This is a genomic window from Puniceicoccaceae bacterium (genome assembly GCA_040224245.1).
In the GTDB taxonomy this organism is placed as follows: domain Bacteria; phylum Verrucomicrobiota; class Verrucomicrobiia; order Opitutales; family JAFGAQ01; genus JAKSBQ01.
Map to the genome: position 1 here is coordinate 46709 of JBEGIR010000047.1, position 23716 is coordinate 70424.

Genomic DNA, 23716 nt, shown 5'->3' on the forward strand with positions numbered 1-23716 from the left:
CTCAACGAGGATCTCCGTTTTTCGTGCAGAATGTTACGAATTCACGAATTTCTTGCTTTACATCGGTGTCGTTAGTCATTGGATCTAGGGACTGAGCAGCGTTGGAAAAACCAACGAGCAAAAGGAAAAATGCGACGGTTCCGAGAATTTGATTCTTGAATTGTTTCATGATAGGTACTGGTTATAGGTTAGAGCTACTTTCTAACAAAGTACCGCATAGCTTGAAATGGGCCAAAATACCTGAATTAAGGTATTGCCAGTGCCATCCTGACATGATTCATGTGCCCAATTTTCCAATCTTTCCCCCTCCTTCGACTGTTGATTTGGCTCACATGCGGCATGCTGCTTCCTGTCTTCGTTGCTGCGATCGAACTGGGAAGTCCACAGCAGGAAGTTCACGCCATTCAAGACACGGAACTATCTGAATTCTGGACTGGCATCCGCCTCGATGATGGAAGAATGCTCTTCGCCGGCGACGGTGATACCATCTCGATATATGACGGTTGGAATTGGATAAATCTCTCAATCACATTTCCCGAATCAGTGTGGTGTATGGTTAGCGCCGGAACGAACCAGCTCTGGATTGGGTTGCGCTCTGGATTTGGTCGCCTGACCATCTCTGAAGAGAGTGCCGAATACGTGTCCCTCTCGGGCCTGGTGGAGACAGAAACCAGCTTGGATTCGATCTACCATATCCAAACATTGGGCGACACCGTTTTCTTCTGTGGAAAGGCTGCCATCTACAGCTACAAAAACGACAAGGTCTCCGAACACCGATTCCCGGAAGATGCAGAGCTGTTTCCCTTCACTTTCGACAATGCCGCTTACTGCAAATCCGGAGCCAACCTGTACCAGTGGAATGGGAACCAGTTTGTATTGGAACACTCCTCCCCCGAACTTCTCCAAACCCAGATTTTTCTCGGATGGAAAAATGAAGATGGAACAAAGCAGATCCTTACTCAACGAGGAATCGAGACATTTCAACCGCAACAGATTCTCACCTCTCACCGTTTTCGCGATTTGGGTGCGGAAGGACTGATCCCAGGGCGATCCACCAAGCGGCTCGGAAACTTCCTGTTCACCACTACCAGCAATAAAGGAGCACTGGTCATCAATACAGCAACCCGCTCATCCTATCCCATCATCCCCCGGCATTTTATTGATTTCAAAAATATCGAAGATGTCGTCATCGAAGATGAAAACTTCATCTGGCTGGTCACACGACATCATCTGTTCAGGGTGAACATCAACTCCGGCTCCAGGGTATTCCACTTCACACTCAATCACCCGCATACGAATTACTGGGATCTCGCTGCCATCGGAAACAAGCTCTACTTTTCCTGCAATGAAGGAGTTTATGTCGTCCATCTGTCGCGCCCCCAATCTGCCCCCGAACCTCTCTTTAATAATCTAGTCTACGGACTGACACCTGACGGAAACGATCTCTACCTCTCTACCCCATGGGACTTTGTTCGACTGTATGAAAGTGGTCGGTATGAAAAGGTTCTGGATGATGTGGTTGCGATTGCCTCCGGACTCAATCAGGACGGTTCCGTTTGGGTGTCGACTCAGAATGACGTGCGACGGATACAACCCACCTTGACCGGATGGGAGGAAACCGCCCAGCTCTCCGGTTTCAGGGGAGCTGCTGTTCAGTCTGTTTCCGATCCCGACGGAGCTCTTTGGGTTGTCAGCAACAGCGGTCATCTGGTCCGCTTCACTCAGCCACAAGGCCGGGTGACCCATTACGATCAGACCGCCCAACTTGGGGAGCAACCTTTGCCTGCTTCCGCCTCAAACCTGGGACTTTTCAGTCTGCAGGGATACCCCTTTGCTCTCACCGAAAGATCACTTTATCAATGGAAGACCGAGGCATTGTATGAAGAGGTATCCCCTGCGAATTCCCCTGATACATCGAACGACTGGGAGTGGATCGTCCCGCTGTTCTTTCCGCAGGATTCCAAGATCTGGCTGCTTCGACGACACCAGCGTTTTGGAGGCTACGAAATCGGCCAGCTCACAATGGACCGCACCGGTCAATCCCATTGGAATGGCCAGGCGATCGGAAGTCAGGAGTTTCTCGGCCCCATCCGCAAAATTCAGGAAATTGAAATCGCCGGAAATTCTCTCATCGTCCTCATCGGAACAGATGGTCTACACTTCATCGACCTCGAGCAGTTGCCACCTGTTCTGGCTCCACAAACTCCTGTTCTTCGCTTCGCAACACCAGGCATGCGCCAGCTCTCAAACCGTCAACTCGACGCTGCTTTTGAAGAAGGCAGCGAACTCGTCCCTTCATTCCGATATCATGTTCCTCATTTGCGTTCCGATGAACCCATGTATTTTCAGACCCGTCTCTCTGGCCTGGAATCGCAGTGGAGTGAACCGACCCACCTGACGACACGCTCATTTCCAGGTCTCAAGGACGGTCGCTTCTCCTTTGAGGTTCGGACCGTCAATGGACTGGGGCAGGTGTCCAATCCTGCAGTACTGCACTTTCGCGTACTTCCACCCTGGTACAAAACCGTCCCTGCCTTCGTTGGCTATGCACTCACATTGGTATTGTTTGGATTCATGCTCTTCTACATGCGTCTCAGAGAATCTCATAAACGGCGCATGGAACTTGAACTCAAGGTGAAGGAGCGAACGGCCGAGCTTGAGAAAGCCAATCGCGTCAAATCGGAATTTGTGGCCAACATGAGTCACGAAATTCGAAATCCGATGAATGGCATCATCAACAATGTGAGACTGCTTCGTCCTCATGAACCCGTCGATCCCACACTGCTGCAATCGCTGAGCTATTCGAGCGGATACCTCAATCGCCTGGTACGAAACATTCTCGATTTTTCAAAAATCGATTCTCAAAAACGCACCGTTAGCAAAGCATGGTTTGATCCCGAACCCCTTCGGGCAACCGTCAGCCACTTGTTCAACGACATGGCCAATCGCAGCCAAATTGCACTCATTGTTGCCTATTTTGCTCCTTCCCGCATTTCCATCTACTCCGACCAAAGTCGCATCGAACAGGTGCTCGTCAACCTTATCAGCAACGCCATTCGCTTCACTACGGAGGGTTCAGTCAGGGTAGGCATCCACATTCAGCAAGAAAATGAGACCGAAGCCATGCTGAGTCTCTGGATTCGTGATACGGGAACCGGGATTGCCCCGGAAGACCAGCAGCGCATCTTTGAACCGTTTGAACAAGGTTCGAGTGTCTCGCCAATGGGTCCTGCCGAAAAGGGAACGGGTCTGGGATTGGCAATCGTGAAGGACATCATTGCAACGCTCGGCGGCACACAGGAATTTGAAAGCCAGCTTGGAGAAGGAACCAGTTTCAAAATCAAAATTCCGGTGGCATTGCGAACTCAGGATGAAAATGAGTCCGTTTGGGCAGGGGACTCAGTTCGCCTGAAGGGTCGCTACCTCATCACCGACGACCAGGAATACAATGTCTCCATCTTTCAGGCGTTCATGCAGCAGTGGAATGCCAGTCTCGATGTGGCAAGCTGCGGAAGCGAAGCCTTTGAACTACTGAAGCAATACCGCTATGATGCGATTTTTCTCGATTGGAGTTTACCCGACTACAAGGGTCCTGAAATTGCAAAAATCATTCGTAACGGGAGTTTTCCGCTCAATACCGAAACCCCACTCATTGCCCAGACAGCCTATACCAGTGATTCGCAAAAGGAAGTCTGTCGAATGGCTGGCATGAACGCTTTCATCGAAAAACCATTCAGTCCGGAAAAAATCCTCAGTGAACTCACCCAACTCGTGCCCGACAGAGTTGTCATCGTGCCAACCGATCCGACAGCCTCCAAAGGAAACAAAGATTCCAACGAAGGTCGGGGGAGAAATGACATGAACCTCGAAACCAGCCGCATGATGGCCATGCTGCACAAGAGAAGCCTTGAAGAGGAAGTTAAGATCGAAATCCTATCTCCTGTACAGCAGTTGATTCATGAGATTCACAACCATCACCGATCCCAAAATCTTTCATCCATGCGATCCGCTGTGCACGAGATCAAAAACCTGCTCGGTATCCTGCAGGCACATCGCTCGGTGACCTACTTTGGAGAATTTCAAGATGCCATAGATCGTGGTTCTGAAGCTACCGTTCAACGTTATCTTGACCGCTTGCCGCTCGAACAATCCTGGCTGCAACAATGCGTTGAGGCCTATCTCGCCTTTGAATCTGGATTTAGTCTATCACTGCCTGGAACACTCACCGCCCACCGGGATGCATCGCATGCAGACGTTTCATCCTCTCCAGCTGAGCAGGATTAATGATTCAATCTCTCTTCGTGGGGTTTCCAGAACCCATTGTCGAGTGCATAGCGAATCAACTCAGGAGTGCTGTGCACACCAATCTTGCCCATGATGTTCTTTCGATGGGTTTGCACTGTGCTGGGGCTAAGTCCAACCAGGTTACCAATTTCCTGATCCGAATAACATCCTCCGATCAGTGCTAAAACTTCCTGTTCACGAGGGCTGAGAATTTTCTGAAATGACATCGGCTCTTCGAGCAAACGGTCCCGGATTTTCAGAATTGACGAACTGAAATACGTGCCCCCTGTTGAGACTTTGTGGATCGCTTCCGTCAAGGTTTCCAAGGTCTGAGTGCTCTTATCCAAAAAGCCCTGGAACCCAATCTTGAACGCCCGATGAATGGTCACCGGGTCACTTTCGGATGAAACCGCAAGAATTTTGACCTCCGGATTTTCGGCTTTGAGAATCTCAGCAACGACCAAACCCGAGGTCTGCGGAATGCAGATATCCAGCAGAACCAACCCCGGATTGCTTTCCCGACAAAGTCGAAGAGCGTGGATACCGTCACCTGCAACACCAACCACCTTATACCCAAAAACCGAAGTTACCACGTGCGTCAGAAGCTCCTGGAACAGCTTCTGATCTTCGATGATGGCGATTTCTAAAACGTTGCTAGTCACGGAGGATACCCAATTTAAGGTAGGCGAGTCAGATGGCGATTACAGGAAAAGTCGGTATATTGAGCAATTCATCAACAATGGAACCTTTTTTTAATGCTTCGCTTTTCGACCGAGAACCGCCCAGCTTGCATGATGTGCAAGATTTGGCCAAAGTGTACACTGACTCAAGCGAATTGTTACGCCGTTCAACAATTTCAATCACTGAGATTCCGGAACTGCCTTCTCTTGCAATTCGAGTGAACACTCACACGGTGATCTTGAGTACTCGGCTGCAGTTAGTGCACTTGTTTCCCGATCATACGCTTGAGCTGCAACGTCACATGAGCGGCCCGTTCCACTATGTTGTTCTGGACACAAGCGGACTCGACACGGATCTCGTCCCACTTGAGTCCCTGATCAGTAACCTTCCAAGTGAGCAGCGCATTGCCATTCACAAGGACTGGAGGAATGCACTTTTCAAGGCCATGATCCATGCAGCGCGCGCTCAGCAAGCCGAAGTCTCCAGTTGCTGACACTTGTTGCAATCGCCCTCAATGCATCTGAGCGCAATTCACCGCATTGCTTAGATGCGCAGGTTCCATCTGCGGATCGCCTGCCCCGAGTCCAATGCCACAATCATTGTTTGCGCGGACCTTTTATGATTCTGTCTTTTGCCAATTGAGGAAATCCTTTACATTGTGTTCTTATGCAGAACTTTGTTTTCCACAACCCAACCCGCATCGTATTGGGTCGCCACACGATTCCAAAGCTCCGTAAACTGATCCCCTCAGGTTCCAGAGTGATGCTTGCCTACGGGCACGGCAGCATCAAACAAAACGGGGTCTATGATCAAATCACACAGGCCCTAAATGGATTCGAAACCATCGAATTCTCAGGCATCGACCCCAATCCGAAATATGAGCAATTGCTTCCCGGACTCGAATTGATTCAAAAACACCGAATTCAATTCATCCTTGCAGCAGGAGGGGGTTCCGTAATCGATGCCGTCAAATGGCTGGCTGCCGCGGCCCTGTATGAAGGAGACCCTTGGGACATTCTGACAGGGCAATACAGTGTAAAGGAAGCCCTTCCGATTGGCACGGTTCTCACTCTGCCCGGCACGGGATCGGAAGCCAATGGCAATGCAGTGATCAGTCGTATCGAACCGCTTGCCAAGCGCTCATTCTACTCACCTGCAGTCTTTCCCAGGTTCTCCATACTCGATCCCGAAACGACCTTTAGCCTCCCGAAACACCAGATTGCAAACGGAGTTGCCGACGCATTCACCCATGTCGTCGAGCAGTATTTAACCTACCCCGTCGGAGGACATCTCCAGGACCGCCTTGCAGAAGCCGTCTTTCACACGCTTATCGAACAGGGAGTCCAGGCTGTGGAGAGCACGGACTACGAGATTCGGGCCAATTTCATGTGGGCGTGCACCCTCGCTCTCAATACCCTGCTATCCATGGGGGTTCCTGGAGATTGGGCATCCCACCAAATCGGACACGAACTCACGGCACTGCACGGACTCGACCATGCGCGGACCCTCGCCATCGTGCTACCCAGTCTGTTACGGGAACAGAAAGACTCAAAAAGAGAAAAATTGCTCCAGTTCGGAGATCGCATTTGGGGAATCCGCAGCGGAAGCGAATCCGAACGAATCGAACAGACGATTCAGGCCGTGGAGAAGTTCTTTCGTTCACTCGGCATCGGGGTCCGCTTTTCCGAATACGACTTGGACGCGCGAACGACTCCACAAGAGGTGGCCAATCGGCTTCGATCACAAGGCAGCACTGCCATCGGCGAGCACAACGATATCACACCCGACAAGGTCCAGCGCATTCTCGAAGCAGCGGCATAGAATCCTGCATCGCAGCAATCAGTCCTGTTACACCGCCAATCCATTGCGAAGAAGACCCAGGCTTCAAATCGAAAGTCATGCCTAGCCTACCTTCGAGTCGATACCGAATGCGTCGTGGCTAAAGGGCTTTCACAAAAATTCGGGATGAAATTACCCCGATCAAAACCAACGGTATCAGTGCAGCCGCAATAGGTGCGATCAGCCCGCCTTCCCCCATCACAGTTGAGACATTGGAAACCAGGAAAAACACCATGAACATGCTGATTGCCTTGGAAATGCCTATCATCGGGTTTGTGCGAACTCCGGCAGCCGCAAATGGGACTCCAAAGGTAACCACCAGAAAACATACAAAAGGTGATGCCAGGATGCGGTAGAACCGAATCTGGTAGGGACGGATTTCCGAGTTTTCATGCCCTTCGTGGGCCTTGATCAAGTCTCCAAGCTCCACAAGGGAAAGATCACGCGGTTTCTTGCGCAGCGTCAGCATCAATCCGGGAGGATCTGTGTAGGCTGGTTTCTCAAGGACTTCGAAGGCACGATTTCGGTAGGGTTCATCGCTTTCTCCATCGTAGAACAACTCGTGCCCGTTACGAAAAACCCAATGTCCCGCTGCCATATCAAACCGAGCGGACGCAGCACGAACCCGATAGCGTTCCCTCCCGGACTCTGGATCGATATCATACACCGTCACGTCTTCGGCAAATCCTTCAATCGGAAAAAACACACCGATCAACCAAAGCCGATTCTCCCGAAAGTTCAGCGATCCCAGGTTCAAGATCCTGCGGTCTTTGTCGGGAATCTGCACATCCCCCTCATTCAACCCTCGCAACAGAAATTCCTGCCGCAGGGATTCCTGTGCCCGCACACTCCAGGGAATGACCACACTGTTCAACGCAAAAATCATGAGGGCGCACAACCCTGCCGCTGCGATCAGAGGCGTCGTGATCGTCCAAAGACTGATTCCGGCCGCCTTCATCGCAATGATTTCGTTTTTACGGTGCAGCGAACTCACGCAGAACAGTATGGAAAGCAGCAACATCATCGGAACAATGGACGGCAAATACAGCGGTAGTGCGTAGGCAAAGCTCAGCAAAATCTCAACTGTCGTCGCCCCACGCGTCAGCAAGGCATCCAGGCGATTGTAAACCTCCTGCACGACAAGCAGTCCCAGAATCAATGCCGAGGCGATGCCAAACACCTTCAGCCACTCTGCAAAGATGTACCGCTGGATTCGTTTCCCCATATTCGTTCGACTTCGATTCAGGGTTACATGGAGTATTCCGCATCTCCCTCATGTTCACGCACCTGCAAGTCCCGAGAAAATGCTTCATGCAAGCCCTTCAGCGTGATGTCTTCGTCATGGATGAGCTGATGAAAGTGCCCCTTCTCAAGAAAAGAAGCATCGCCCCCAGCAGAAATCAAAACCGGTGGCTTTCCATGGCGTTGCTCCAGCTCGGCATATACGGGTTCCACCAGAGCCGTAATCATCCCTGCAAACCCCCGCTTGCAACCGATACTGATGGCCTCGCGAGTGCTCTTTCCGATCAGTGCAACATCCTTCCATTCTGACGGATCCACCTCGGGAAGCAGTGCCGTTTTTTCGTGAAGATATTTTGACATGAGGGCAAGCCCCGGAGCGATTACCCCCCCCTCATACCCGCGGTCAGCACTGAGAATATCCAAGGTAACTGCAGTGCCCATATCGATCACAATGGCTGGCACTCCATACTTGGCCTGCGCACCTATCGAATTTGCCAATCGATCCTGCCCGATCTCTGATGGCTTCGGGTAGTCAATGGCCAAACCATGACAGGTTTTCGGATTCAAATTGAATACATGTGAGGTAAAGATACGCAGGTGTTTCATCAGGTGGGGATAAATCCCGGGAACCACCGAGCAAAACGCAATTCCAGATACATTTCCCTTCGAAACCATCCTGTGCAGAATTTCTCCGACTTCCGGCCCGGGGCTTGGTATCTTCAGCGTCGGAAATTTCTCCTTCAGGCACACGCCCTCCTCATTCACAACCGCGATCCGGGTATTGGAGTTGCCAACATCAAGACAAAGCACATTCATTCGTTTTCAAAAGTCATGGTCACCTCCCCGGAGTGCACCGTGTAGAAGGCATTTCCGTCCAAGCGTATGCGCAATTCACCCCGTTCGTCAATTCCGGCTGCGACGCCCGAAACCACACGATTGGCAGCCCGTGCCTGCACGGTTCGATGGGCAAGAAAATCATATTCGCCCCACATTTCCTGGATTTCAGCCTCTTTGGGTGCTTCAAAATAGGCTGTTGACGCGGTGAGCACCTCACGCGCGATCTCTGCCGCAAGCGAATTATAGGCTTCCAACCTTCCCGTCGCCATGCGCAGCGAGATGGCTTTTTGTTCAAGCTCTCCCGTAAAGCTGGAAGCATTCACATTCAGTCCCAAGCCAACAATCAGGTGCTGCACATGATCCGTATCAATCTTTGCCTCTGTGAGAATTCCACCCAGTTTCCGGTCTTCAAGATAGAGATCGTTCGGCCATTTCACCATGACTTTCACGCCAGCGTGCTCCCGCAGAAGGCGTGCCAGACAAAGTCCAATCCACAAGGTATAAATACCCATTCGGGACACGGTCAGATGAGGGCGAAACCCGAGCGACAGGTAGAGGTTTTCCCCATCTTCGCTGTGCCATACATTTCCCCGGCGACCCTTTCCATGTGTCTGCGATCCTGCGATGGCCAACAGTGGTGCAGGTTCCCCACGGTTCAGTCTTCGATCCAGTTCCATATTGGTGCTGTCCACTGAATCAAAGAGGCAACATTGCTCGCTGGGCAGGCTTCCCCCAAAGTGATGCAAAAACGCATCCGCCTCAAAAGTATTCGGCATTTCAAGCAAACGATATCCACGGTTGCGCACGGCTTCAATCTGAAATCCCAGTGTAGCAAAATGATCCATGTGGTGCTTGATGCTGACACGGGATACGCCGAGGTCGTTCGCCAGTTTCCCTCCCGACACAAACTCGCCACAGTGTGAAATCAATACTGCAAGAATCCTGTGTCGGGTATCGGTCATTCGCAGCCTCACCCCATCCCATTTACCCAAACGGTGCAATCCCTTTTCAAAGGGTTTGCAGATCCGATGGGAGGGGAACTCCGGTCACCCATGCGGCCTGCGGTGAACACAGGCCCAACGGGGTTGCTTCACCTGCGCACCAGCCACGATCTGGATGCAAAGACATCAACACCAGGGATCGAATCCGGTGGAGCGACAACCCGCGCTCCCTCTTTCGCCAAAAATGGCTGCCGTTGCAGCACCTCCATAAGACAATCTCCCAATCGGGTAAAATCGCACCCGGCCAGACGTTCCCGACTCAAGCTGCCCTGAACCAATACACCGGAACGTGTTCGCTTGAGCGCTGCACCTGCCACTTTCATCCCCGACTCAGCATCCAGCAGATCATAGGGAGATGGTCGCTCAAAACATGCCTTGGGGGCTGTTTCCCATACATCTGGCTCAAAGAGCTTCACTTGGGGAGCATGGACCTCGCACAGTGCTTCGGCGAGCCATTGATGCAAGCATCCATAAAGCTCGAGCGGCGGCAGAGATGCCCAGTCTGTATCCTTGTGAAGGGCAAGGGCGTAAGTCCAGTCATTCCGGTGATCGACAATGCCACCGCCTGTAGGACGGCGGCAGAGTTCCGCACCCGTAGCTTCGATGCCTTTCACAAAAGCGGAGACTTCTTCATAGCGCTGAGGATATCCAAAAGTGAAGGCACTGTGCGTCCACCCGTAGTGCCGAAACCAGACAGGGCGACCAGAATCAACCTGAGTCAACATCCAGGCATCCAATGCCATGTTGACGGCAGCAGATTCACAGGACTCCAGAAGGATGCAAAGCTTCATTGCGCCAGGATGCGCTGTAAGATGTCTTCCGGGTTCATATCGATGAGTTCGAGCGGAGCGAGTCGGTTTGCATGAAGTTCGGGCAACTCAGCAATGCATTCGCTCAACTGCGGACTCCGGTTGGCCAACACTTCATCCACTCGATCAATCGGAGTGAAAAACGGGGCGTGCTTGAGCACTTCCGGTCGACTGCGGATGAGATCAAGAACGGTTACCGCTACGCGAACAAAACGATCCAGCTCTGCCTTGGAGTAACACTCGGTTGGTTCAATCATCACCCCAAACGCTTCGGGAAACGCAACCGTGGGAGCGTGGTAGCCAAAATCGAGAAACAACTTGCCCAGTCCCGGCATCACTGCCGTTTTGGCAACTCCATTGCTCTCTGCAAGGCTCCAAATCTCTTCCCGGAAACTGAGTACAAACTCGTGCATACGGGGGGTCGCAAGCGATCCCTTCGGCAATTCGTCATAGTGCTCTAAAAGCTGCTTAAACAGGTATCGGGCCGCCAGTACGGCAACCGCCGACATGCGTGGAATTCCCTCATTGCCCAGTGCCTTCAGGTAAGTCAGGCAGCGCACTTTGTGATTAAAATTCCCCCAATGGCGATGAAAACTCCCAATGGTCTTGGAGGGACGAAACGATTCATACACTCCATCCGACCGTTTGCGAATCTGTTGCCCCGGCAGGTAATCGACAAGACACTCGCTCACGGCGACAAATCCGTCTCCGGGGCCGCCACCTCCGTGCGGAATGGACCAGGTCTTGTGAATGTTGTTGTGCACGGCATCCACTCCGAGCGCTGCCAGATTAACCCAGCCCGCGATCGCGTTCATGTTGGCACCATCCATGTATACCAAACCGCCCGCTGCGTGAACCTTGTCCGCGATCAAACGAAAATTGTTCTCAAACACCCCGCAGGTGTTCGGGTTGGTGATCATGATGCCAACCAGGCGCTCTCCGTAAACCGCAAGTTTTTCCTCAAAATCCTCAAGGTTGATTCCTCCGAGCGCATCGGTTTTAAGCACAACAACACCGGCATCTTTTTGTCCATTGCGTCCGGGTGCGTAGCCCGCCATCACAGCTGTGGCAAAATTGGTTCCATGCGCGGTCTGCGGGATGAATACGATATCACGCTGAGCCTGACCCTTTGCCTCATGATAGGCCTGAAAGAGTTTAATGCCCACTAGCTCTCCCTGCGCTCCGGCAACAGGCTGGGTCGTCACTCCTGCCAGTCCTGTGATCGCTTTGAACCACTCCTGCGTTTCATACAGCACTTCGAGACATCCCTGTATGCTCTCCGGGTGAGCCTGTGGATGAATGTGCTGAAACCCATGCAGTCCAGCCGCCCATTCATTGATTTCCGGATTGTATTTCATCGTGCACGACCCCAGAGGATAGATGCCGTTGTCGGGACTTACATTCAGCTGCCCCAACTGCCGATAGTATTGCACGAGAGTTTCTGTGGCAAAGCTTGCAAGTCCAACTGGTCCCTCCCGGCGCAAGTGCGCTGGAATTTCTGGAACATCTGTGGAGGATTCGGAAGCAGCACGTACGAACAGCGACTCCAGAAACGCTTCCAGTCGCTCCCAGTCAATCTCCCGGTCGTGGAAGGATACTTTGAGCAGTGGGGTGTTTCCTGCCAGGCGGTCCGTCACATCGACTCCAAGATGCAAGCCCTGCGCGGACGCCTGTTTGAGCAACGAAGCGACATCCACAGAGACCCGAAAGGTCAGTTCATTGACAAATGGGGCGTTCGGTTGAAGCAGTTCAAAGGGTTCAAACGAGGTAAACAACCGGAGTCCCCTCTTGGCCTGTTCCATCGCTTTCGTCAATTTTGCAGAGAGTCCCTCTTCCCCTGACGCCAGGATCGCCGCTCCTGCCAACGTGGCGATAAAGGCCTGATTCGAGCAGATATTTGACGTAGCCTTATCCCTTCGGATGTGCTGCTCCCTTGCCGACATCACCGCTACAAAACAATTCCTGCCTGAGACATCCTTTGCCTTGCCAACGTAGCGCCCCGGTGTACTGCGCACCAGATTGCGGCGACGCTCATCCATGCGAACTCCAAACACTCCCAGTCCCGGTCCACCAAAGCACGGATTAAATGCGAGGTGTTGGGCCTCACCCACCACCATGTCTGTTCCATACTGCCCCCACTCGCTTGGTGGCTTGAGACCTCCCATGGCAAGATGCACCGGATCAATGATCGCGATGCTGGGGATCGCGTACTGTTCACAACACCTTGTGAGCGCATCCACCTCCTCCACAAACCCGAAGTGATTGACCTGCGGAAACGCAAACGCTGCAATGTCGTCAGGATTTCGGGCAATCGCTGCCGCCAGATCTGCTTCTGTCAAACGGCCCGTCTCAGGATCCAAAGCAACCCACTCACAAATCAGTTCCATGCCCCGGAAGTGGGTCTCCAAAACCTCCCGATCTCCCGGATAGATACCGCCGGAAACAAGCACTCTGGATTTATTCCGACTCGTTCGAAACGCCGTCAGCAAGGCTTCAAACAAAGCCGTGCTACGGTCATACAGCGACGCATTGATCGCCTCAAATCCTGTCAGCGCCGCCATGTTGCACTGATAGATCCACTGCGTGATAAGCGTTCCCTGCGAACGTTCGGGCTGATAGGGTGTGTAGGCCGTCGAGAGTTCGCGGATTTTCAGGACTTCCGCCACAATGGCATGGATTTCGTAATCCGGCAAACCATCCCCGATCAGGGAAAGACCGGTTCGATTCTGGTCTGCAAGTCGCTGCATTTCCTTGGACAGCGCATCACGCCCCAATTCAACCGGTACCTCAAGTTTGCGATCAAACTGGAATGGTTTCGGGATATGCGAGTAGAGATCAGCCAGAGTCCCCAAATCGAGCGACTCGAGCATGCTGGAAATCTCCGCCTCCGAAGCAGGGATGTAGTGACGACAATGCTCCCGGTCCTTTCCCGAGAGTCGAATTGTGGATGCGTTTGTTTTCAAGTTTGGATACATTCAATAAATTCCAACTGCAGCTGATTCCGAAAGTGGATGATCACTTGACTCGCTTGACCTTGCAGCGCGCGCCATATCCCTCAATGGAAAGGTAGTAGGCGCCAAACATTCCTTTTTGAATCGAAACTTCCGGTTCTTTTTCAGAGATCACGAATGTTTTGTCGTCCACTTGTTTCCAGATCTGCCCATTGGTGAGACGAAATACCGTTTCACCATTCCATCCGTCAAAGTTGCCCTCGATTCGGGTTCGGATCTCCCGAAGGGAATCCTCTTCAGCCTCCAACGTGCGTTTCAACGTTTCCTCACCAAAACGTTCCTCCACCGCTTCAGGCTCCCGGATCGGTGCCGCTGTCGATGCATGCAGCTTCACCGATTCGGTGGTCTTCCAGCCAAACAGATTGCCGCTGAGCAGACGCAGCTCGGATTCACTCAATTTCGACAGTCCCGATTCCTCAAATGCTTCGGCTGAAAGGCGGTCCCTGACGTGCACAACGGGTTGCGGTTCGTCGGATGGATTCGCTTCAAGAAAAGCAATCCATCCGAACAGCACCACCGCTGTCAGGCAGTGCACAAGCTTAGTTCTGGTAAACGGGTGCAAACGGCCGGAGGAATGAATCGAGCTTCTCATACAATTCGATGCGTTTCACTGCATTATACGCTCCATGTCCTTCATTGGTGTCAAACTCAACCACAAAATCGACTCCTTCTTTTTTCCCGATCGATTTCAGTTTGCCAACCAACATCCGACTTTGCTCAATGTCCACGAGATAATCAGCGAGTCCATGGTAAATGAAAAGCGGTGCTTTGAGCGACTCAAGTGAATGAATCGCACTCCAATCCTCCAGTTTTGCCAGTTCTTCAGGCTTATCCGGATCCCCAACCTGCTTCTTCCATGCATCACCCGCAAGCGGTCGATCCCATTGGTAATAGGTGCGAATGTGTTCGGGAATGTCCACTACACCAAAGAAATTGACACCAAAGCGGAAGAGGTCGGGGCGTTTCACCACTGCAGTCATGGTTGCGTATCCACCAAAACTCGCGCCCATGATTCCCACGTTTTCGGGTTGTGCGTATCCCTCTTGAATCGCCCACTCCACACCATCGTAGATATCATTCATGATGGCATCCCATGCCTTGAAAGAGGAACGATAGTGATCATCCCCATACCCCGTGGAGCTGCGAAAGTTCACCTTCAAAACCGCAAATCCACGACTTGTCAGGTAGGAGGGTTCGATGTCGTACCACCAGCGAATTCCCCAAGTGTCCCGCGCCCACGGTCCGCCATGAGGATTGACAATCAATGGAACGGCTTCCCCTTTCTGATATCCTTCCGGGAAGTACAGATAGCCATGGATTGTCCGCCCATCACGGGACGTGTAGTGAATCGGTGTCTGTGTCGCCAGCGGAACGTTTTTAAGATTCGGAAATACCTGTCCCAATGCCTCCATGGAAGAAGTGCCCAGGTTCAACAGGAAATACTCCGGCGACTTCAGGTCGGAGAATGAACGAATCAGTAGCTTTTGGCCGAACTCATCCGCACCCACAACCGAATTGAACCCGTCCGGAATGGCATCGTCGATCATCTTCGCCAATGCGGCAAAATGGGGATCAAAATAATGATTTACTGGTTTTTCCCGTTCGTATCCAACACCCACAACCCGTTTGGTGCGGGGATCGAGAAACGTGCGTGAAACGCTGATGTCATAGGTTTCATCAGACAGGATCGGTTCTTCTGAGATTTCTCCAGTTTCCAGCGAAATACCAAAAAGGCTGGCATATCCACGCTCATCGTTTTGGGAAACATAAAACGTTTTGCCATCCGCACTTGTGCCAACCAATTCGGGAGCTTCATAAATACTGGGAATATCCAGCAACTTCACCCACTCACCTTTTTCGTCCTTTTCGTCTTCATATTCAACCCGGTATACCGCAGCTGAGACATCATTCATGTCCTGCCACCACAATCCACCCGAGATTCTTCCGCTTTTCGCATCCACAAAATAACTGGCCACGTAGCCCGGATTGTTCATGAATTTGCGAAGGCGGCCTGAATCTATGTCCATGTAATAGAGATCAGGATAGTTCGAACGACGATCATTTCGGGTGACCAGCACCTCTCTGTCACGGGAGGGAAGTCGGTGCAAAAAACTGACAGCACCACTGATACCGCCCCACTGGCGGTTTCGCTCGATTGCCGACTCCACCATCACCTTGTGATTGGACCCATCCACGCTGACCCCAAAAATGGAACCCGTATTTCGCATGTTTGCGTTGGTTGACTCACCTTGGTTCATGGAATAAAAGATACGGTCACTGCTCACCCAGTAAAAGTTGGTGACATCCAGTTTCTGTCCGGTCAGCACTCGTGGAGTGCGGGTCTCAAGGTCAACAACGACCACGTTCATGAAACCGTCGTAGGGAGCCAATGCGGCAACATATTTCCCATCGGGAGAGAGTTGGAAACGGTCAAAAGTTGGGTTCTGAAAATAATCGGCAACAGGAGGAATTTCAGAGGCGAAGGATATCGAAGAGAGCAGGGTGAGGGCAAATAGGATAGAAGCTTTCATGTTCAGTTTCAGGTTGAAAAGATCACTACATCAACGGATTACGGAAAAAAAACGCGCGGCCATGGCCGCGCGTTTTAGAAGTATTACATCAGCTGCCAACGATCAGAAATCGTAAGACATGCGAACATACCAGAAGGCGGGTTCGGTATAGGACACACCCGCAAGCGCACCAACGCCAGCGAATGGATCAACCGGAGCTTCATCGTTCAGGATGTTGTTCACACCCACGGTGATCTCCGTACCAGCGAATCCGCTGTAAGTTGCACTCAGGTTGGCAACAAACTGCGACTTGACGGTATACTGCAGCAACAGAACATCATCTGCCGTATAGACGTTTCCGAAGGACAACTGGCGAACCATTTCATCGATCAGGATGCCATAGAAAGAGGCTGACCAATCACCACGACTCCAGTTGAGGGCCATTGTGTGGCGCCATTCCGGAACCAGATAGCTGCCCACCTGCTCGCCTCCGTCAATCGTGAAGGAATCGAGGTAGGTTGCATCCCAACGCGCAAAGAAGCGTCCAAGGTTTTCAGTCTCATATGTGTAAGACAGTGAGAAGTCGTAACCCTTGTACTTCGATTCCGAGATGTTTGCATAGTCGTCACGGATGAACAGCACCTGGTTGGTGACCGAATCACGAACAACCTTTCCAGCGAATGTCGGGTTGCCTTCAAAATCCCCCTGCAGGAACTCAGCATATCCGAAGAAATCGCTGAGCTGTGCGAGCATGTTGGAACGATCCATTTCAAAATACTCAGCAGAGAATACGAGTCCGTCGAGACGACCCTTAGGTTCAAGCACGATACCAGCGAAGTAATTGTCCGAAGTTTCAGGACCGAGGTCAGGATTTCCTGCGGTTACAACCTGAATCTGGTCAATTTGAGTTCCCGTTACCGGGTCAAACACCTGGCTCGAAGAGAACGATGTCGAACTCGCAGTGAAGAGGTAGGCCAAGTCGGGTGCCTTGAAGGATTCATTGTAGGAACCCTTGATAACCAACCAATCCAGCGGACGATACTTGAAACCGATCTTCGGGCGGATGTCTTTTTCGAATCCGTCGTCAGAATACATTTCGTAACGGCCTGCCAACTGGAACTCCAGTTGCTTGGTCACCGGGAGACTAAACTCTGCGTAGAATGCAGTCACGTCGCGGTCACCCAAGCTGGAAGTTCCTTCGCTTCCACCGAGGATGTCACCTGTTGCATTGAGATCGGTCTTGATGTTGTCCCAGCGCTCAATGCGGTGCTCAGCTCCCACGGAGAAACCCATGTTTCCACCCGGAAGCTCCAAGATCGTTCCCGACAAGTTGGCGTCATAGGAATACATTTCCATCGAAGCGGAATTCGGGTTGTAGATCTCGATGTAATCCGCCATTGCCTGTTCGTTGATACCGAACCAGTTGTAATACACACGCTCTTCGAGTGCGGTATTTGGATTCCATGCCAGGCTGCCGTCACCATTGCGGGTCAGACCCATGAGTGCCTGCTGCAGGCGGGAGTCCGCAGCTGCAATGTTGTTTACGTTAACCGAATTCTTGGAATAAACCATTCCGGCTTCCCAGGACCAGTCGCCCGTTGCAAAGTCAGGCAGCAGACCCGTTACGCCCGCAACGATGCGAGGTGTGTCAGAAGTCACATCACTCAAACGAGCTGCATTTTCCACGAGACGACGACGACCATTGTTGATGTCAACACCCCAGGGATTGAAAGCATTGTAGGAGGGGATGATCATGCCGTCCCCTTCATCGAGTCCGCGAGAGGTTTCGATGTCAACAGGTGTCTGAGCGGCATATACTTCAGATTCCACACGGCTGAACGAAAGCTCGAGGAATGCCTCCAGGTTATCCGTCAGATCGCGGGTAGCACGAGTGTAGAATGAGAAACGACGGAATTCGGGATACAGGCCCGATGCAGTCTGATAATTGAACAGATTTGCGGCATTTACGGCTCCATCGGCTGTCGGATTGTTAGTGGGATCAAGGAATGTGCGACGACCTACTCCAGGTACGTTCACATAACCGGGGAATCCACGACTGGAACGGGTATCGAACCAACCATCTGAAATAGGGTCAGTGAATCCAATGCCTGCGAGGTATTCATCCAGCGAACCCATTCCCGAAGCTTCGAGACCATCCACAACGTATTTGGGATCTGCTTTGTGGGCGCGACTCGTTTGGTCTGCGTTCTTACTGAAGTCAAGATCTCCGGCAAACACAGCCTGCTGATCCATAAAGTCCACCGAGACAAGGAAACTGCTCTTCGCATCTGCAGTTCCCAGCGTTGCGGAAAACTTGCGCATGAAAGCACCCGTATCGAAGTAGTCGCCAACCTGGGCCACTACATTCATGCCCTGATAGTCGCGCTTGAGGCGAACGTTGACCACACCGGCTACCGCATCCGAACCATAAATCGCCGATGCACCATCCTTAAGGATTTCGATCGAGTCGATCGCTCCGGCGGGAATGCTGTTCAAGTCAAAGACTGTCTGCAAACCGTCAAATCCAGGAGCTGCATAGGGAGCTGCACGACGACCGTTCACCAAAACCAGAGTCTGGTTGTTACCAATACCACGAACGTTGATCGTGCTGACACCAGGAGTGAAGCTTACACCTGAGTCCGTTGGAGTCAGTGCCTGACCGTTGTTGAAAGACAGTGAACGCAGAGCGTCTCCCACAGTTGAGAAACCCGTGTTTTCAAGCGATTCAGCGTTGAGCTGAATGACCGGTGCTACAGGCTCCATGTCGAGCCGCGCAATACGCGAACCCGTCATGACAAACGCCTCGAGTTCTTCGTATTCTTCGTCTTGTTCCTCAGTCTGGGCAAAGGAGACTGCCGGAGCAAGGACCAACATTGCCATCATCCATTTGAACGACGACAAACCTTTCCAAGTTTTTAGTAATTTTGGCATGCTAAGTTTTGAGTTATGTGTTTAAGGCGCAGGTATTCCCTGTGGCCCAATCTTTTATGTGATTTTAAAACATCCAAATTGCAAACAATTTTTCAGTTTAATATCCACTCAAAATAGGTAAAGGCGAAATCACTGCGGTTTTGGTTGTAAAAAGCAATACCACTGCCACTTTTGCAAATTGCCGCAACTTCGCTCAGGAAAATGGAAAAATGATGCAACTCTTCCTGTAGAAAAATCTGCCGGTATGCTGAAAATACTCAGTTACAGATCCGCATCTCCTGACTCATCGGTTAAAATGCAAAAAACTGCAGTCAAATCGACTGCAGTTTTTGAGAAAATCACGGCATTTTATGCCGGTCTTCGCCAGAATAATCCTTAGAATGTCGTTTTCAATGCGTTGCGAACCGCATTCAAATACGCTTCTACGTGGCTCTGCGGGCTGATACCCTGGGCGCGTTGCAGCAAGTCCACAGCCTCCGCGAACTTGTTCTGCGCAACCTTGACACGGGCTGCCTGCACCAGTCCATCCACTTGGGCATCCTGAAGCTTCTGAGCGCGCTCAAAATAGAACAGTGCCATCTCATAATCGAGCTGGGTAAAATAATGCTCACCCATTAACAACAGGGCCTCGCTATTGGTGGGGTCCAGCTCAATGACCTGCTCAAGCGATGCAATCGCACTGGCTTCGTTCCCTGTTGCAAACGCAAGTTTGGACTTGAGGTTCAGCAACTCAAGCTGCTGGGCATCATTCAACGATCCGGAACGAGACTCAATCTTACCGAGAAACTCACTCGCCTCCGAAACCGCTCCCATGGAAATCAGACCACGCGTGTAGCGGATCAGTCGTGCGATATCCGGCTGGGCTGTGCCTTCCAAAACCCTTGCATAAACATCAGTGGAGAGTCCGTAGAGCTTCTGATTCAAGTAAATGTCGCCCAAGAGCATGCGAGCCGCATCATCAGCAAGGCCGCGACGTTCGAGCAGCTCGAGATACTTTGCCGCCTTCATTTCTTCCTGAAGAGAGAGGCTCGAATTGGCAGCCGCGGTGTAATAGGCCGCCATACGAGGGTTGCTCTGAATCAGCTCGTCAAACTTGGCAAGTGACTCTTCATACAGTCCGACTCGTTGCAGAGCCGTCGCCTTTCCGACCTGCCAATCCTTGTTTTTGGGAGAAAGCACACCCGCCATGCGGTAGGCATCCAGGGCAGAATGATCCTGCCCCAGGTTGAGGTAACAATACCCCAACAGACCAAAAGAATCGCCTTCCTGATTGCCCAGTTCGATGGCCTTGATCAAAAACTCGAGTCCCTTCTCGTAGTTCTGGGTCTGAATATACGCCAGAGCACTGTTTTTATATGCGCGCTGAAAATTGGGAAACTTGCGAATGGCAGCCTCATAGGCACGAATCCCGGCATCGTAATCACCCATCTGCAGGTGGATGTTACCCAGGGTGTAATCGAGCGCCGCACTCGAATCCGGTTTGATCGCACCCCGCATCAGTGCCACTGCACCCTGCATGTTTTCCTGGGATAATAATTCACCCAACTGTTTAAAAGTCTCCGATTCGTCCGACGTGATCTGCGGTTCTTTTTCGGTCAGAACACCATAGCTTCCGAGAAAACGCTTCACAAAATCTGGATTACTCCATGAATTCTGACTCAAGGGAAATACCTGAGCAAACAGCCCAATCGTGGTGAACAGTAAGCTCACTGAAAAGAATAATGCTTTGATTTTCATGCTCCTAAAATAGATTGGATTCATCTTACTGCGAAAAATCGTAAGGGATGGGTTGAATGTACTGCGCTCGAACCTTCTCGCCTCCCTTACGCGGGGCTTCAAACTTCCAGCGCACAAGTGCCTGGCGAACGGGTTGCACCACCTCCTGATGTGTGGCTTCCACAACCTCCATCACGCTGACATCGCCATTTTCGTCGATCATGATGCGCACGCGGATCACACCCTTTGGACCCGTCGCGATGAATGCAGGCGGAAACTGTGGCGGAATCTGCCGAATCGCCCGTGGCCGTGAGTCGAGATCGGAAATCGAGAAGATCATCAATTCACCCGCGACGTCCGGTTGAACAGCAAAGGAATCGAGCTGGAAATTACCCATAGCCCCACCAGTTCCCGGATTCAGAGCCGCTTCGAGCTGACTGAGATCCAGTTGCTGTGGCGGTTGTTCCAACTCCGGCTGCTCCTGTTCAACTTCTTCTTCGGGTGGTGGCGGAGGTTCGGGTGGTGGTGGTGGCGGCGGCGGGAGCGCAAGGTCCACACTGCGCACGACATATTGATCCCGCGGATCCCCACTGATCCACTGAGTAATCGGGAGGATAGCGAAGATTGCGAATCCCGTCAAAAAGGTCGCAAACACCAACCGGATGTAAAACCGGTTCTGTCGCTTGGGTTCAAACCCGCTGAATCGTCGATTGCTTGCCATTCCCGCAGGTTACTTCTGGGTCGAAATGTTCACACTGACTGCACCGGCGAGCTTGGCTTCGTCGATGACACGGACCAGCAAGCGTGTCGGAACGGACTCATCCGCCTGAATGATCACCGGGATGTTGGCATCCTCCTGCACCAAGCGACGTACAACTGCGCGCACTCCATTCGGACCAATTTCACGCCCTCCATAAACCACGTTTCCGCTTGCGGAAATCGCAATCAGGATGCTGGTCTTTTCAAGCTGAATCGCGCTGGCAGCCTGAGGCTTGGTCACCTCAATGCCCGTCTCTTCGACAAACACAGTGGTCACAATAAAAAAGATCAACAGGATGAACACCATGTCAATCAGCGGCGAGATGTTGATATCATCCGATCCGCCACTGTTTCCTGAAAAAACTCTTCTCCTTCTCATAAAATCAAACGTTTTTGGGACTCCGTTTTTCGTAGACCTGAACGGTCAGCGTCTCCGCCGCAATCAGACAGGCTTCCATTTCATTGCGTCGTTTCATGACCAGAAACGCGATGATATAGGCCGGAATCGCGATGATCAACCCGGTCTGTGTTGTAATCAGTGCTTCGGAAATTCCTCCAGCAATGAGGTCAACCGTCTCCGTCCCACTGCCCGTGGAGAGCCCCTGAAAGGTCGAAAGCATGCCTGTCACGGTTCCAAGCAATCCCATCAAAGGAGCCACCCCGATGAGGATGAACAGGAATTTGCGTTGCCGGTCGATGCGCGAAAGATAGCTGTTGTGGATTTCCTCAAAGCGCGCCCGCACATCCTGCACCGTGTTCACGGTTTCATCCTGACTGTATTCGATGATATCCCGCAGCGCCCCTTCGGCCTGAAGTGGGTTTCGAACCCATTCCGCCAGGCGACTCTTGGGAATCTTGTAAAAGCGGTTGGCTGAAAAATAAAAGAAGGCATCGAAGGCCGTCCAATAGATGAACAGCGCAATCATCACCAGCGGTATCATCAACCACCCACCGGAGATCCACAAATGCAGCGTCTCTCCCACAATGCCTGTAGCGCTCGTATCCATATGACCTGATTCGGTAACGGCAGTGCTCTGGGAGGGTCAGTTCTTGCGATTCAATCCGTTGACAAATGCAACCGCAATGCGCTCCATGTTGGCGAGCACACCCTGGGCACGCCGGTGCAGCAAAGAGTGCAAGATCAAGGAGGGAATCGCTACGATCAACCCAAACTCTGTGGTGACCAGAGCTTCCGAAATACCACTGGAAAGGCTCTTCGCATCACCAGTTCCAAATATGGTGATCAATTTAAAGGTATTGATCATGCCCGTGACGGTTCCCAGCAGACCCATCAGCGGAGCCGTAGCCGCTGTGACCGCGATAAATGGCAACAACCGCTCCATCTTGGGCTGCACTTCAATCATGCTTTCATACATGACCTCTTCAATCAGCTCCTTCGATTCATCGGAATGAATCACAGCATCAACGAGCATCTTGCCCGCTGGCCCCGGAACCGCTTCGGCAGCCGCACGTGCTCCCTGCGTATCGCCTTTGTTCAAAGGTTCAAGAATGCCATGCAATGCACCTGGAGCCGGCATTTTAACGGTGTAGATTTCAAAGGCCTTGAACAGTGCGGTCAGCAGAGAGGCGAGCGCAAAACCGAGGATCGGATAGATCCAGATACCCCCGGACTGAATGTGTTCCAAAATCGACTCTTCCTGCTTCTTGACCGCCAATGCGTTGCCCAAGGTAGCATCCATCGGAACCCTTCCCTCTCCAGACTCGACAACTGTCTTGATCAACTGAGTAGTCGCCGCATCAATGGTGAAAATGGAAGGTTCGAGCGACCCCGACGGTATCGCAAGTCCTGCAATATCGGATCGATTGCTCGCAAAGTAGACCGACGGTCCTACAACCACAAAATGCCCGGACTCGTACGTGCCCGTTTCAGATACAGCCTGTCCCTCAAACTTGTAACCGCCAATCAGGTTGTCGATGCGATCCAGAGAGGTCGAAATGATGTCGATCTGGGCAGCAAGCTTCTCGGCTTTACTGAGTTCAGGATCGTCACCGACTACACTGAAGGCCTCAAACGTGGGTTTCATGGCCTGCGCTTCGGCCAGATCCAGACGAACCTCGAAGGAGCGTCCATATTC

The 23716-nt window shown here is 51.9% G+C and carries 17 protein-coding genes; 3 read left to right on the forward strand and 14 right to left on the reverse strand.

What is annotated here, in order from left to right; all coding sequences use genetic code 11:
• The first annotated feature begins 339 nt into the window (after positions 1–339).
• The gene (locus ABQ298_07965; protein ID MEQ9824304.1) at positions 340–4284 is read left to right on the forward strand and encodes an ATP-binding protein; all 3945 of its coding nucleotides are present in this window, start codon (positions 340–342) and stop codon (positions 4282–4284) included.
• Here the strand turns inward: ABQ298_07965 and ABQ298_07970 are convergent.
• Entirely contained in the window at positions 4281–4946 is a 666-nt protein-coding gene (locus tag ABQ298_07970) for a response regulator transcription factor (protein ID MEQ9824305.1), read from the reverse strand. The genes ABQ298_07965 and ABQ298_07970 overlap by 4 nt on opposite strands.
• A 320-nt stretch (positions 4947–5266) precedes the next feature.
• Between ABQ298_07970 and ABQ298_07975 the strand changes: the two genes are divergently transcribed.
• Both ABQ298_07975 and ABQ298_07980 read left to right on the forward strand, forming a co-directional pair.
• A complete protein-coding gene (locus ABQ298_07975) occupies positions 5267–5458 on the forward strand; it encodes a hypothetical protein (GenBank protein ID MEQ9824306.1) in 192 nt (63 codons plus the stop codon).
• A gap of 173 nt (positions 5459–5631) precedes the next feature.
• The gene (locus ABQ298_07980; protein ID MEQ9824307.1) at positions 5632–6786 is read left to right on the forward strand and encodes an iron-containing alcohol dehydrogenase; all 1155 of its coding nucleotides are present in this window, start codon (positions 5632–5634) and stop codon (positions 6784–6786) included.
• A 118-nt stretch (positions 6787–6904) separates the two neighbouring features.
• On the opposite strand, the gene ABQ298_07985 is transcribed toward ABQ298_07980, so the two are convergent.
• The 13 genes from ABQ298_07985 to ABQ298_08045 form a co-directional block, all read right to left on the reverse strand.
• Entirely contained in the window at positions 6905–8029 is a 1125-nt protein-coding gene (locus ABQ298_07985) for an LptF/LptG family permease (GenBank protein MEQ9824308.1), read from the reverse strand.
• 23 nt (positions 8030–8052) lie between these two features.
• Complete coding sequence (locus ABQ298_07990; GenBank protein ID MEQ9824309.1) at positions 8053–8862, reverse strand: type III pantothenate kinase; 810 nt, start codon at positions 8860–8862, stop codon at positions 8053–8055.
• Complete coding sequence (locus tag ABQ298_07995; protein ID MEQ9824310.1) at positions 8859–9845, reverse strand: biotin--[acetyl-CoA-carboxylase] ligase; 987 nt, start codon at positions 9843–9845, stop codon at positions 8859–8861. The genes ABQ298_07990 and ABQ298_07995 overlap by 4 nt, the downstream gene beginning before the upstream one ends.
• Before the next feature lie 128 nt (positions 9846–9973).
• The gene (locus ABQ298_08000; protein MEQ9824311.1) at positions 9974–10675 is read right to left on the reverse strand and encodes a hypothetical protein; all 702 of its coding nucleotides are present in this window, start codon (positions 10673–10675) and stop codon (positions 9974–9976) included.
• Entirely contained in the window at positions 10672–13656 is a 2985-nt protein-coding gene (gene gcvPB / locus ABQ298_08005) for an aminomethyl-transferring glycine dehydrogenase subunit GcvPB (GenBank protein ID MEQ9824312.1), read from the reverse strand. Before gcvPB ends, ABQ298_08000 begins: the two co-directional genes overlap by 4 nt.
• A 52-nt stretch (positions 13657–13708) precedes the next feature.
• Positions 13709–14239: a hypothetical protein gene (locus ABQ298_08010; protein ID MEQ9824313.1), complete on the reverse strand. Its 531-nt coding sequence runs from the start codon at positions 14237–14239 to the stop codon at positions 13709–13711.
• 4 nt (positions 14240–14243) lie between these two features.
• Complete coding sequence (locus tag ABQ298_08015) at positions 14244–16235, reverse strand: prolyl oligopeptidase family serine peptidase (GenBank protein ID MEQ9824314.1); 1992 nt, start codon at positions 16233–16235, stop codon at positions 14244–14246.
• 102 nt (positions 16236–16337) lie between these two features.
• Positions 16338–19097 (reverse strand): TonB-dependent receptor, encoded by a 2760-nt coding sequence (locus ABQ298_08020; protein ID MEQ9824315.1) that lies wholly within the window; start codon positions 19095–19097, stop codon positions 16338–16340.
• Positions 19098–19520: 423 nt separating this feature from the next.
• Positions 19521–20882, reverse strand: a complete 1362-nt coding sequence (locus ABQ298_08025) for a tetratricopeptide repeat protein (GenBank protein MEQ9824316.1) — start codon at positions 20880–20882, stop codon at positions 19521–19523.
• 25 nt (positions 20883–20907) lie between these two features.
• Entirely contained in the window at positions 20908–21582 is a 675-nt protein-coding gene (locus ABQ298_08030) for a TonB family protein (protein MEQ9824317.1), read from the reverse strand.
• Between the two features lie 9 nt (positions 21583–21591).
• A complete protein-coding gene (locus tag ABQ298_08035; protein ID MEQ9824318.1) occupies positions 21592–21999 on the reverse strand; it encodes a biopolymer transporter ExbD in 408 nt (135 codons plus the stop codon).
• Between the two features lie 4 nt (positions 22000–22003).
• Positions 22004–22627, reverse strand: a complete 624-nt coding sequence (locus ABQ298_08040; protein MEQ9824319.1) for a MotA/TolQ/ExbB proton channel family protein — start codon at positions 22625–22627, stop codon at positions 22004–22006.
• 36 nt (positions 22628–22663) lie between these two features.
• Positions 22664–23716 (reverse strand): MotA/TolQ/ExbB proton channel family protein (locus ABQ298_08045; protein MEQ9824320.1); only part of this gene is annotated, 1053 nt, incomplete at its 5' end.

Bases quoted from the DNA above. Each gene is read 5' to 3' on its own strand.
- ABQ298_07995 (MEQ9824310.1), bottom strand. From the start codon at position 9,845: ATGACCGATACCCGACACAGGATTCTTGCAGTATTGATTTCACACTGT.
- ABQ298_07985 (MEQ9824308.1), bottom strand. From the start codon at position 8,029: ATGGGGAAACGAATCCAGCGGTACATCTTTGCAGAGTGGCTGAAGGTG.
- ABQ298_08020 (MEQ9824315.1), bottom strand. From the start codon at position 19,097: ATGATGGCAATGTTGGTCCTTGCTCCGGCAGTCTCCTTTGCCCAGACT.
- ABQ298_07965 (MEQ9824304.1), top strand. From the start codon at position 340: ATGCTGCTTCCTGTCTTCGTTGCTGCGATCGAACTGGGAAGTCCACAG.
- ABQ298_08000 (MEQ9824311.1), bottom strand. From the start codon at position 10,675: ATGAAGCTTTGCATCCTTCTGGAGTCCTGTGAATCTGCTGCCGTCAAC.
- ABQ298_07990 (MEQ9824309.1), bottom strand. From the start codon at position 8,862: ATGAATGTGCTTTGTCTTGATGTTGGCAACTCCAATACCCGGATCGCG.
- ABQ298_07975 (MEQ9824306.1), top strand. From the start codon at position 5,267: ATGAGCGGCCCGTTCCACTATGTTGTTCTGGACACAAGCGGACTCGAC.
- ABQ298_08015 (MEQ9824314.1), bottom strand. From the start codon at position 16,235: ATGAAAGCTTCTATCCTATTTGCCCTCACCCTGCTCTCTTCGATATCC.
- ABQ298_08025 (MEQ9824316.1), bottom strand. From the start codon at position 20,882: ATGAAAATCAAAGCATTATTCTTTTCAGTGAGCTTACTGTTCACCACG.
- ABQ298_08030 (MEQ9824317.1), bottom strand. From the start codon at position 21,582: ATGGCAAGCAATCGACGATTCAGCGGGTTTGAACCCAAGCGACAGAAC.
- ABQ298_08040 (MEQ9824319.1), bottom strand. From the start codon at position 22,627: ATGGATACGAGCGCTACAGGCATTGTGGGAGAGACGCTGCATTTGTGG.
- ABQ298_08035 (MEQ9824318.1), bottom strand. From the start codon at position 21,999: ATGAGAAGGAGAAGAGTTTTTTCAGGAAACAGTGGCGGATCGGATGAT.
- ABQ298_07980 (MEQ9824307.1), top strand. From the start codon at position 5,632: ATGCAGAACTTTGTTTTCCACAACCCAACCCGCATCGTATTGGGTCGC.